General features: G+C 44.1%; 9 protein-coding genes (1 of these 9 cut by a window edge). 6 read left to right on the top strand and 3 right to left on the bottom strand.

From position 1 onward, the window contains the following. Window positions 1-918, top strand: the 3' portion of a protein-coding gene (locus ACP69U_RS11695; protein ID WP_426138610.1) for a YDG domain-containing protein. It extends 2,826 nt beyond the left edge of the window; only the last 918 of its 3,744 coding nucleotides appear in the window; its start codon lies beyond the left edge, outside the window; the stop codon is at window positions 916-918. Between the two features lie 3 nt (window positions 919-921). After that, window positions 922-2,613 (top strand): ShlB/FhaC/HecB family hemolysin secretion/activation protein, encoded by a 1,692-nt coding sequence (locus tag ACP69U_RS11690; RefSeq protein ID WP_426138609.1) that lies wholly within the window; start codon window positions 922-924, stop codon window positions 2,611-2,613. 263 nt (window positions 2,614-2,876) lie between these two features. Here ACP69U_RS11690 and ACP69U_RS11685 read toward each other — a convergent pair whose 3' ends face one another. From ACP69U_RS11685 to lipB, 3 genes are all read right to left on the bottom strand, one after another. After that, window positions 2,877-3,344 carry a hypothetical protein gene (locus tag ACP69U_RS11685; RefSeq protein ID WP_426138608.1) on the bottom strand — a complete coding sequence of 156 codons (468 nt, stop codon included), beginning with the start codon at window positions 3,342-3,344 and terminating at the stop codon, window positions 2,877-2,879. Between the two features lie 161 nt (window positions 3,345-3,505). Further along, the gene (locus ACP69U_RS11680; protein WP_426138607.1) at window positions 3,506-4,036 is read right to left on the bottom strand and encodes an inorganic diphosphatase; all 531 of its coding nucleotides are present in this window, start codon (window positions 4,034-4,036) and stop codon (window positions 3,506-3,508) included. 208 nt (window positions 4,037-4,244) lie between these two features. Continuing rightward, complete coding sequence (gene lipB / locus ACP69U_RS11675) at window positions 4,245-5,027, bottom strand: lipoyl(octanoyl) transferase LipB (RefSeq protein WP_426138606.1); 783 nt, start codon at window positions 5,025-5,027, stop codon at window positions 4,245-4,247. 603 nt (window positions 5,028-5,630) lie between these two features. Between lipB and ACP69U_RS11670 the strand changes: the two genes are divergently transcribed. From ACP69U_RS11670 to msrAB, 4 genes are all read left to right on the top strand, one after another. Continuing rightward, complete coding sequence (locus tag ACP69U_RS11670; RefSeq protein WP_426138605.1) at window positions 5,631-7,145, top strand: coniferyl aldehyde dehydrogenase; 1,515 nt, start codon at window positions 5,631-5,633, stop codon at window positions 7,143-7,145. Window positions 7,146-7,457: 312 nt separating this feature from the next. Next, window positions 7,458-9,389, top strand: a complete 1,932-nt coding sequence (locus ACP69U_RS11665) for a glycine betaine ABC transporter substrate-binding protein (protein ID WP_426138604.1) — start codon at window positions 7,458-7,460, stop codon at window positions 9,387-9,389. Window positions 9,390-9,464: 75 nt separating this feature from the next. Then, window positions 9,465-10,373: an ATP-binding cassette domain-containing protein gene (locus tag ACP69U_RS11660; protein WP_296242467.1), complete on the top strand. Its 909-nt coding sequence runs from the start codon at window positions 9,465-9,467 to the stop codon at window positions 10,371-10,373. Window positions 10,374-10,665: 292 nt separating this feature from the next. Continuing rightward, window positions 10,666-12,480: a bifunctional peptide-methionine (S)-S-oxide reductase MsrA/peptide-methionine (R)-S-oxide reductase MsrB gene (gene msrAB / locus ACP69U_RS11655; protein ID WP_426138603.1), complete on the top strand. Its 1,815-nt coding sequence runs from the start codon at window positions 10,666-10,668 to the stop codon at window positions 12,478-12,480. Window positions 12,481-12,732 lie beyond the last annotated feature (252 nt).

Here is a 12,732-nt window from a genome sequence, read left to right as displayed (position 1 = left end):
CCCATCACCGCCAGTGATAAAACTTATGATGGTAATACTGCCGCCAGCATCAGCACCACTGGAGCCACATTGACTGGCATCATAGCAGGCGACAACTTAAGCGCCACAGCAGCCAATGGCAGCTTCAGTGATAAAAATGCAGGGGCTGACAAAACCGTGAGCATCACAGGCATCAGTTTGGGTGGTAGTGACGCCAGTAACTACACCTTGGTGAATAATACCGCCAGCAGCACCGCCAGCATCAGTAAAGCGGCCGCCATTGTGACTGCCAATAGTGACAGCAACACCTATAATGGTCAGAGCCAAAGTGTGAATGGCTTTAGCGCAACAGGTCTGGTCAATGGGGAAACCGGATCTGTCTTAACTCAAGTGAGCGCCAGTGGCAGCGGCACCAATGCCGGCAGCTATACCAGCGCTGTTAGTGGTACCGACAACAACTACGATCTCACCTTTATCAATGGCAGCTTAGACATCGCCAAAGCACAAATTAAACAAGTCAGTGGTATCACAGCAGACAACCGCATTTTCGACACCAGCACCAATACCACCCTGAACACACAATCTGCACAGTTTGAAGGCATATTTGGTACAGATAAGCTGACAGTGGGTTCTGCTACTGGACAGTTTGAAAATCCGCTTGTCGGCGTTGATAAAACCGTCAATATTACTGACATCAGCTTGAGCGGTACCGATGCGGCAAACTATGACTTAGTCAATACCACAGCGACCACACGTGCGGATATTTATGCACCAACGCCTATCGCTTCTGCACAACCAACAGCGGCTTATCTGCAAGCCTTACCAACCAGACAAGTACAGGCACTACCTGTCGCTTCTAGCCTCACCATAGCAGCCATAGACGTCATCAATGGCGGTGTTAATTTGACTGGCCTTACTACGTTAACTGGAGTGCGTTAATCCATGAAATCATACTATCAATACAGCACCCTTGCGTTATCCATCACGGCTTGCTCCATGCTGATAAGTACCATGAGTCACGCAGCGCCCGTACCTAATTCAGGCCAGTTGCTACAGCAGCAGCAACCGCCTGTATCTACGCTACCACAAACTGCTGTCGATGTTGAACGTGCACAACCTATCCCGAGTATGACAGACTCAACCTTACAGATACCCGTACAGAAGATTACGATTGAAGGCAATCGCCAGTTTAGTACTGACCAACTACACGCACTTGTTACCGATGCTGAAGGTCAACGCATGAGTCTGGCCGGTCTTCAAGCATTGGCCCAGCGTATTACTGACTTCTATCAAAGCCAAGGCTATATCTATAGCCAAGCGTACTTACCACAGCAAACACTGAGTGACGGTGTGGTACGAATAGCCATATTAGAAGCGGTTTATGATCAAACTCAAATAAACAATCAAAGCCGAACGCAAGATTGGCTGCTTGATGCCACTGTTGCGCCCTTAACACCTGGTAGCCATATCGAACAGCAACAGATGCAGCATCAGCTTAAACGACTAAATCGTTTGAACGGTGTCACCACTCGTAACGTACTGATGCCTGGCACTACCACTGGCAGTAGTCAGTTGAGTATAGACGTGCAGAACACCTCGTTAGTAACAGGTTATTTGGGTGCAGATAACTTTGGTAATGAATATACAAAAGAAGCCAGACTGAGCGCAGGTGTCGCAGCCAACAATCTTGCCGGACTAGGCGATCAGTTTAGCATGGAAGGACTGACAACAGGATCAGAACTTAATTATGGCAAATTTGGCTACGAATTTACCTTTACTGGTATGGGGACACGTGCAGGTGCAAGTCACTCTTATCTAGATTATGACCTAGGTGAAGAGCTTGAGGATATTGGGGCTGAAGGCAGCGCAGCTCAAACCAGTATGTGGTTATCACAACCTGTTTTACTCAGCAACTCAGCCGAGTTGTCAGTGTCATTACAATATGACTATAAGCAACTCGAAGATGACATTAGTGTTAGCCAGTACTATAATCACCGTGACATCGATCTGATTACGGCTCGTTTAGATGGGTCGCAGTATGATCAGCTCTTTGGTGGTGGTCTGAGTCAATATGGGGTGTTTAGCAGTTACGGACAGGTTGACTTTAAAAACGACGATGCTGAGGCGTTAGATGCGCAAGCCGCTGACACTCAGGGCAGTTTTTATCGCATTGGAGCCAATCTTTCTCGACTACAAAATCTTGGCAGTAAAGGTACCCAAGCGTATGTAGGGGTGTACGGTCAATACAGTCCTTATAACTTAGATACGTCAGAACAGTACATTGGGGGTGGCCCATTTAATGTCCGTGGTTATGACTCTAATGTATTGGCAGGCTCAAGTGGTTATTATGCTACCTTAGAGCTGCGTCAAATGCTTATAAGTGATGAGAGCAATCAGCTTGGTGCCAAAGCCTTTGTCGATACAGCGGATGTGACGCTCAATGCTAATAAATGGGAGGGGTTAACCGGTAGTAATACAGGCCGATTAAGCAGTGCTGGAGTGGGCTTTAATTGGAATAGTGCCTCAAATATTCAGGCCAGTGCTGAGGTGGCTTTTCCTATTGGTAGTTTACCGGATCAACTTCAAAGCCGTGATGATGGACAGTACTGGTTAAGTCTGCGCAAAAATTTTTAGGCGTATAATAGATGAATTGTAGTCATCCATTTTAAAAATGCCTTGCTATTGTTGAGTCAAGCCATCAATATGATAGATATTGATGTAGGAGGTTTGAATAAAGCCTCCTAATGATAAGAATCAGTGATTAATAAGTAGTATTTCAATATGTTTTTAAAAGAATGTGCGTTTAGATTTAGCTAAGGCTCACCATCTAATCAGCTTAAAAAGCTGAGAAAATAGATTGATATTTGATCTCTATCTACAACAATATCCTGTCCTAGTTAACCAAATACCCGCCATAATATCCAAAATAATCCAGCCATAATGATGGCAATCACCAATAGCCGTTTCAGCCAATAGGGTATCAGCGGTTTTTTATAGCCTAAATCATTAAGCTGGCTGTCCACACCATTTTGTAGGCTCTTGAATCCTCGACTTTGCTTAGTTGTTTTGACGCGATTTTTTATCAGCTGTCCAGTTTCATCCTCAGCACCTTGCTCTCTATCAAAGCTAATAGCATGGTTAGGAATGCCTTGCTTACTGGCGATAGTGTTGAGTTTTTGCTGCTGCTTTACCTTTAGTTGTGTCTCATAGGCATCAATCCTATTCTTGGCATCATCCATACTAATGTCTTCATCTGCCGCCAAAGTTTTGATCGCCATCACTAAATTGTTTTTTTCGATCATCATGATGACGTCTCTTGACAGCTTCGGATTGACTGATTTTGAGCTAGGGTCGGGGTTAAACATGACTGTCCTTATGGCGATATGAAAAATAGGCATCGATAGTGTTGATTATTATAACCATTTTACAGCAGTAATATTCAATCAAAAAAATACCGCAATCACGATAATGACTGCGGCATTTTAATAGTTATCCTTTATTAGCATTTCTGCCAATTTTTGATGGCCTATAGGTCTTTCCAGCGTTGGATAGACTCTTTGATGACTTCTTTTGCTTCTGCAACGTCGCCCCAAGATTCAACGACCGTAGTGCCTGGTTTTTTCAGATCTTTATAGTGGCTGAAATGGAACTCTAACTGGTTGATTAGCTGCTTTGGTAGATCCGCTAGGCTGTTATAAGCATTGCCTGTATCACGGTCGTCAGCAGGTACGACGACGATCTTGTCATCGACTTCGCCATCATCAACGAATTTCATCACACCAATGACTTTGGCTTTTAAGAAAATACCAGTTGGTAGCGGCTGCTCAGTCAGTAATAACACATCAAGCTCATCACCATCTTCGTCAAGCGTTTGCGGGATAAAACCATAGTTACAAGGCTTGGCAAAAATCTGTGGATCAATACGATCAAGCTCAAATACCGCCAGTTCACGATTCCACTCAATTTTATGGCTGCTACCAGCTGGGATTTCTACTACTACGTTGATAATACCGCCGTTTACATCGCCTGCGTCCAAAATTTTGTTAAAATCTGCCATAAAGTACTCCAATTTGCTTTTGTTTTAAGTGCTTGAATAATAAGTGATGATAAAAGAATAACGTCGCGGCACTGCGATATTATCACTGTGCCCAATATGTGCCGCCTGCGATTATAACAAGTTTGACTCAAATTTTCTCACAATGCTTAAGTCTAAGCGTGCACGATATTATGCAAAAAAAGATTATGCAAAAACGGACTCAAAGAACTCACTTGGGTACGAGTGCGCGTAGCTCAATGAGTCCAGCATGACGCTTAGCAATGTTATCAATAAGTTTTTGGGTCACTTGCTCATAGCTTAAGGCTTCGCCAGTTTGTTCATCTGAAGCTTTTTGCATAGCCACAAAGTCGGATAACCGTAACATTTGCATCCCCGCATAGCCGCACGGATTAATCGCATTAAATGCGGACAAGTCACAATTTAAATTAAGCGCGATACCGTGATAGCTAAATCCATGTTTAATTTTGAAGCCTAACGATGCCATTTTTCCAAGCATAATTTTATCATCCGCTACAGATGTATCAGCATATAGATAAACACCGGGTGCGTCACGGCGCGCATGGGCGCTGATGGCTGTTGTGTCTGATGAAGCAGGATTTTGCAAACAGTCATTAATGACATCTTCGATTGCTTGCTCGGCATGCGAGACCAAGTTGCGCACACTCCAGCCCAAGCTATTCAAATCGAACAACCAATAAATAACTAGCTGCCCGTGACCATGCCATGTCACTTGACCGCCGCGATCCGTTTTTATAATAGGCGTATTGGTACGTTGCAAGATGTGCTCTTCTTTACCTGCTTGCCCTAAAGTATAGACATCATTGTGATCGACAATCCATAACTCGTCAGGTGTGCGCAGTCCTTGCTGTTTTTTTAAGTCAATACGCGCAAGTGTACGTGCTAGCATCCCATCGAGAGTGGGAACGTAATCGGCTGTTGTTAGAGATTTGCTGATCAGTGTGTCATTAAGCTGTTGCGTGGTGTTTTGCATGAGAGTCGCAGTCTTATTGTGGTCTGGTTCGAAGAGGTGTATCACTGATATTCAGTCGTGATATCGATAGTGAGTGTAGCAGTTTTTGCGATTGGCACCCAAGATTATCTCTGGTTACGCTGTAAAATTCAACAATCAAAACACTGATAAATGCCCTAACGGAGTAGCCATAATAAGCAAAATTTCTCATTGCTTAATATGAAATTTCTAGCATTGTGATGCGTGTTTCTAGACACTTATTTCATACAGACGCAGTAGTCAACTTAATGTGCTGTTCATTGATTCGTTGATGCGCTACATTAAAGTGCAATGAATGGAATCGCATTACTTATATTCAGGGGTGACCATCAATGTAACCCGCTGATTAGGGCGTGTCCTCAATTCAATCGATTATGCTTTAAATGGGCTAAAAATGGGCTAAATTTTGCCAAACATCGTCAAATAGCTTCTTAATATCTCGATATTATTTGCGCTACTTTCCTTGTTTGACGGCAATTTATCTCATGTTTATCACCATTTTTAAAATGAGGACAAGCCCTAGAAATACAGAGTCTCTAACCCAATATAATATATTGACTCCAACGCAGATGACAAGGAAGATAAATGACAGATAATAATCAAAACATGAATGAGCAGACCTCAATCGACACGGATATGTTGCAGCAACCAGTGCCAAAATCGCCTAGTATTGCTAATACGGTTGATGAGATGCGAGCGCAATTTTCACGCTTACAAACACTCAGTCGCACGCAGCCAATCAATGACTGGGCCACCCGTGAAACCCAACTAGACAGTCTAGAGGTTATGCTTAGCGATAACCAAGCCAGTTTCGCCAAAGCGATCAGTGCCGACTTTGGTTATCGTAGCGAATCAGAGACCCAGTTCGCTGAGTTGTTTCCTAGCTTTACTGGTATCAGTCATGCCAAAAAGCACGGTAAAAAATGGATGAAAGTTCAGCGGGCTTCTATTTCAGCGCTGTATATGCCAGCTCATAATGAAATCCAGCCTCAGCCATTGGGCGTGGTTGGTATCATGGTGCCTTGGAACTATCCGCTATTTTTAGCAGTAGGACCGATGATTGATGCACTCACTGCTGGCAACAGAGTTATGATCAAGATGAGTGAAGCGGCACCGCAGTTCGCCCAAGCATTTGCCAGTGCGATTGCTCGTTATTTTTCACCAGACATGATTTGTGTCGTATTGGGTGAGGTAGACATTGCGGTTGCTTTTAGTGAGCTGCCTTTTGATCATCTGCTTTATACGGGCTCTACAGCTGTGGGCAAAAAAGTCATGGCGGCGGCGGCTCCTAACTTAACACCCGTCACGCTCGAGCTGGGCGGTAAATCACCGGTCGTCGTGTTAGAGGGTGCAAACTTAGAAAACGCTGTCAATCGTGTGATGATGGGCAAAACACTAAATGCGGGTCAGACTTGTATCGCCCCTGATTATGTACTGATTCAGCGCCAATATCATGAAGAGTTTATCCGTTTAGCAAAAGAGTGGATGGAAAAGCACTATCCAAATATTGAGAGCAATCCAGATTACTCACGTATTATCAATGGCGAGCAATTTAAGCGTGTCAAAGGCTATCTAGATGCATTATCGAGCGATGGGATCCATAAGCTCACTGATGCTGAGTCTAATATCGAAACGCGTCTAATGCCGCCTGTCATCGTGAGTGAGCCTGCCCCTGATAGTGATGTGATGCAGGACGAGATTTTTGCGCCGATTTTGCCATTGATGCATTACGATACGCTTGATGATGCCATTCATTTTGTCAACGAGCGACCACGCCCACTGGCGTTATACGTTTTTGGTGATAACTATAACGCCCTAGAGAAAGTACGTAACAATACGGTCTCTGGTGGCCTATGTATTAATGAAGTGCTGATACATGTTGCCCAGCATGACTTACCGTTTGGCGGGGTTGGCGACTCAGGAACCGGTGCTTACCATGGTAAAGCGGGATTCGAGCGTCTTAGTCATATGAAACCAGTATTTGTACAATCCAAGTTGAATGGGTTGAATTTGTTGTTGCCACCTTATGGCGGGTTGTTTAAAAAAGCCATGGCAATGTTTTTAAAACAACAAATGCTAAAGCGAGCAAAGTTGACATAGCTTTCTTTCGAGCGAAAAAAACACTTAATCATTGTGAGCAATCATACAAGCAACATTAAAAAACAGCATCTATCTCAATAGGTGCTATTTTTTTGTATAAAAGTAAGCGATAAAAAATTAATGAGCATTTGTCATCTTGTCTATAAATCGCTACACTTTGTAGTAAGCCTAAACGATAGTAGTTTTAGATGAAGGCGTTGCCTAGTCTTCAACGACTGAATGAGCCATCAGCAGTATACGCTTGATGTAAAGCAATAATATTATTGCCTTGGGCGTTCATTTCCATAATAAAAATTATAAATAGGACATCTTATGCGCCAATGGATTGCGTTAAGTTTACTATGCATGAGCGTGTTGTTACTGCCAGTATCGGCATCAGCAGCCTGCGAATCACCAATCAAATTTGGCGCTCTGACATGGGAGAGCGGTCAATTTATCTCTGGGGTGCTTAAGTACATCGCTGAAGATGGCTATGATTGTACAATTGAAGAGGTGCCGGGTGCTGGTCCTGCACTCGAAACGGCATTGTCACAAAACGACATTCAAGTGATTGGCGAGCAGTGGGTTGGACGCTCGCCAATTATGGAACAAGCCATCGAGCAGAATAAAGTGGCGGTCATCGGTGATACGCTCAAAGGCGGCGCAACTCAAGGTTGGTATGTACCCAAATATGTATTAGAAGAAAACCCAGGTCTACGCCGCTATCAAGACTTGCCTAAATATGCTGAGCTGTTTAAAGATCCCGAAGACCCTAGCAAGTCACGCTTTATGAATTGTCCGTCTGGTTGGACGTGTGAGATTTTCAATACTCGCTTGCTGAAGAATACAGGTTTGGACAGTATCTTTAATAATGCCCACCCCGGCACTGGGGCGGCGCTCGACGCCGAGATTGCCTCTGCTTTTGAGCAACATAAACCACTACTGTTTTATTACTGGCAGCCTACGGGCTTGATGGCAAAATATGACTTTGCGCCTCTGGCGTTTCCAGATCATAAAGATGCCTGTTGGCAAGACTTGTTACGAGCGGATGGCACCGCCGATTGTGTGTCTGGATTCCCTATCTCACCTTTAGGTATCGCAGTATCTACCCCTTTTATTGAATCCAATCCAGAGCTTGCTGATGTTTTTAAAAAAGTTCAGTTTAGCTCCGATGAGCTCAATGGCGCTATCTTGGAGATGAGTGAAAATAAACGCAGTGGTGATGAGCAAGCACTAGCATTTTTGCATAAATATCCGAGCGTCTGGCAAGCATGGTTGTCTGATGAAGCAGCCAGTAACCTTGCGGCTAAGCTAGGCATCAGCTTAACGGGCGAGGCTATCACTGCAGATGCAACCGCCTCTAGCACTAATCGAGCGACCTCATTATCGAGCTTTCCTTCTTGGTCACTTGAGACGCCGCTTAATAATACATTGGCAAGCGTTGTCCAAAATTATGGCGATGTGTTTCGTACTGTCAGTACCATGGCGTTAACCTATCTATTGCTGCCGATTGAGCGTCTATTAACCACTATGCCGCCTTGGCTTATCATTGCGCTTGTGACCGTATTGGCATGGTTTGGCGTCCGTAAAATCTGGTTTGCACTGGCATGCGGCGCAGGACTGTTTCTCATTGGTGCATTTGGACTATGGGGCGCATTGATTGATACCTTGGCACTGCTCATCGTATCAGTGTTGGTGACCGTCGTGATTGGTATTCCTATTGGCATTGCTATGTCGGGCAGTAAAATTCTTCGCAAGGTTGTGACGCCGATACTGGATGTGATGCAGACCATGCCAAGTTTTGTCTATTTGATACCCGTATTGATGTTGTTTGGGATTGGCAAAGTGCCTGCGCTATTTGCCACTATTATTTATGCCTTGCCGCCACTGATTCGGCTGACGACATTGGGGATTACCCAAGTCAATCACGAGATGGTCGAAGCAGGGCGCTCGTTCGGTAGCACACACTTGCAGCTGCTCATTTGGATTAAATTGCCGCAAGCATTACCTAGTATTATGGCGGGCGTGAATCAAGCGGTGATGATGTCGCTCTCTATGGTGGTGCTCGCTTCTATGATTGGCGCACCGGGGCTTGGCGAAGATGTGTTGCAATCGATTCAAACGCTTAATATCGGTCAGGGCTTACAAGCAGGCACGGCGATTGTCATCGTTGCCATTATCATTGACCGTATCACCCAAGCATTTGGTCAAGGCAAGCGTGCTCGGCAAAAAACCATCGATGCTGGCAGGCATCCCATTGGTTAATTATCAGTGCCCTGGTCGAATGTTCAACACGCCCTAATCATAATGATAACTAGAAAAATAAAAATGAGAGCCATCATGAATCATATTCAATTGGAAAATATCAGCAAAATTTATAATGCCAATAGCTCGCAAGCAAAGTCTGCATTGGCATTATTAGCAGAAGGTATGGATAGTATTCAGGTAAAGGAGCAAACAGGCTATTCGGTCGGGCTTTATGACATCAATTTGAGCGTTAAAGCAGGTGAGCTGCATTGTATTATGGGCTTGTCAGGTTCAGGAAAATCAACCTTGATACGCCATATCAATCGTTTGATTGACCCAACCAGCGGTAAAATATGGGTTGATACTTCTATTAATGCTAAGCCGTCTACTATTACTAAGCCCTCCACTAATGCCAAACCCTCTGCTGATTTATTAGAAAATGGAAAGTCATCGCCTGCTATTAATATTTTAGAGCTAAATGATAAAGCGCTACAGCATTATCGCCAGCAGACACTCAGTATGGTTTTTCAGCATTTTGGTTTGGTGCCACATATGACGGCGCTGCAAAACGTCGCTTACGGCTTGCGAGTGCGAAAAATGAGTATCAAAGAACGCCACGAGGTTGCTCGGCACTGGCTTAATGAAGTTGGGCTAGCAAATTTGGAGAAAAGTTACCCTGATGAGCTGTCAGGAGGGATGCAGCAGCGTGTCGGGCTGGCGCGTGCCTTAGCAACCGATAATCCGATATTGCTGATGGACGAGGCTTTCTCTGCCCTTGATCCGCTCATTCGTGCCCAATTACAAGACCAACTACTTGAGCTACAAGCACGGCTAAACAAAACCATCGTCTTTATCACTCATGATATCGATGAAGCGATTAAGGTCGGTCAGCGGATTAGTATTTTAAATGGTGGGCGTTTGGTACAAACGGATACACCCAGTGAATTGCGCCACAACCCAGCTGATGAGTATGTGGCTCAATTTATGGGTGCTAAAATTTAATTTAAAAATAACACGACGTTGTTTTATAAAATGTTGTTTTATAAATTACACCTGCAAAATGATAGATTTCTGTCTATATCATTATTCTTACACTGTTGTTAAAAAAGTGTAGCAGCCCATTAGTTACTATTAAAGTAAACTCCATCATCGATGTATACTATTAAGATACTCTAATAGTGTATTAGATTTGCTAAAATTTCGATTTATCCACTCTCATTGATCACGTAAGAAGACCATGAGCGAGCATAAAAACTCAGTATATGATCGTAAGACTTCGTAAAAAGGACCTCGCATGCCGCATAAGAAAATTCGCCATAATGATCGTAGTCATACTAATAAGTTAGCGACAGACTCACCACGTGATTCATCACGTTGGCTAAAGAATGTCAGTGCCGTTGGTGTCACGACAGTGCTGAGTGCTGGCATATTAGTCGCTTGTGGACAAATGAGTAGTGCGGAGAGCAATGCAAGTAGCACGACTAAATCAGCCAAGCAAAACAGTGGAGTGACTAGCTCACGTGATATGTTGCCCTCCGATATGCTTGGGCAAATGCGAGCGCTGCCGCAATTGACAAAAGGCTTAGGTGACACGGGGACAGCAGTCATTGATCCTAATAAACCAACCTTGATTAAATTTTGGGCAAGCTGGTGCCCATTATGCTTGGGCACGTTGGCAGAAACCGAAGAATGGCGTACCGATCCCACGTTCGCTGATTTAAATGTCGTGACTGTTGTCAGTCCCGGTCATCTAAACGAAAAAGCCGATGGCGACTTTAGCACTTGGTATGCAGGCGTCCAAGCTGACTATCCAAAGCTACCAGTATTGTCTGACGCTTCAGGCGAGCTGATTAATAAGCTTGGTGTACAAGTTTATCCAAGCTGGGCGATACTCGATAAAAGCGGCAACTTGGTACATTTGGTGAAAGGTAATATATCGGCAGAGCAAGCCTATGCTCTCGCTGAAAATGCCAATAATGATTTTGCTGAGCTTAAAGCAGGGAGCGCTAAATCAGCAAATGCGCAAACCTTAGACAACAACAGCAAGATTGAAACCATCAAACAAAAAGATGGCGTTTATTATAACGATAAAGGCAAAGCGATTAATACGCGCTCAATCTATTTGGCAGGCGGCTGCTTTTGGGGCGTAGAAGCTTATATGGAGCGCGTCGAGGGTGTGGTCGACGCTGTATCAGGCTATGCCAATGGCGAGACGGCCAATCCAAGCTACGAGCAAGTGATTCGTGGCTCAGGTCATGCCGAAGCTGTCAAAGTCACTTATGATGCGGACAAAACAGACCTTGATACTATCTTAAAATACTACTTCCGCGTGATTGATCCAACCAGCCTCAACAAGCAAGGCAATGATCGCGGTGTGCAGTACCGCTCAGGCGTTTATTACACCGATAAAGAAGATAAAGCAGTGATTGATGCTGCCCTCAAACGTGTGCAAAGCCAGTATAAACAAAAAATTGTGGTAGAAAATGAGCCGCTAGATAATTTCTACTTAGCTGAAATGTATCATCAAGATTATCTGGCAAAAAATCCAAACGGCTATTGTCATGTTGATTTAAGTTTGGCTGATGATAAGCCAGAAGGCACTGCGCGTACCAAGCTTGCACCTGTAAGTACCGTTGCTGAGACCTTAGATCCTAAGCGTTACGCAGGATTTGATAAAGGCGCATTGAAAAATACGTTGACCAAAGCACAATACAATATCACGCAAGATGCCGGTACTGAGCGCGCCTTTAGTCATGAATACGATAATTTATTTGCGCCGGGTATCTATGTCGATGTCGTAAGCGGTGAGCCGCTATTTTTATCAACTGATAAATACCAATCTGGCTGCGGTTGGCCAAGCTTTACCAAGCCGATTGATATGCAAGTCATTACTCAGCATGAAGACACCGCTTTTAATATGGTACGCACTGAAGTTCGCTCGCGAGTAGCAGACTCACATCTGGGTCATGTATTCCCTGATGGGCCAAAAGATCGTGGCGGGCTGCGCTATTGTATCAATGGCGGGGCGCTACAGTTTATTCCAGTCGATGTGATGCCGCAGTCAGGCTATGCGCCATTAGTGAAGTTGGTTAAGCCTGCAAAACCTTAACTATTAATACTGATAATCGACTTTATAAAAAGACGTTAAGGTAATTCTTAGCGTCTTTTTTATGATTGATGCCTTGAGCATAATTACTATCACAGCATGATGGTTCGTTTTATTATCGTTGTATTTTTGCTGTTATAGCCGTTGAATTATGAAAAACCAACCAAACTTCGTTATACTCAAAAGCTGAGCGTTTTCTATTATTACTACTTTTATCATCTAGCGCCGTAAGACCACGTCCTTCTAGGGCGTGGA

The organism is Psychrobacter sp. TWR1-1-1 (assembly GCF_049895865.1).
Lineage (GTDB): Bacteria > Pseudomonadota > Gammaproteobacteria > Pseudomonadales > Moraxellaceae > Psychrobacter > Psychrobacter immobilis_A.
The sequence above is the reverse complement of the archived record's forward strand: the minus strand, read 5'-3'. Positions and strand labels throughout refer to the sequence as shown.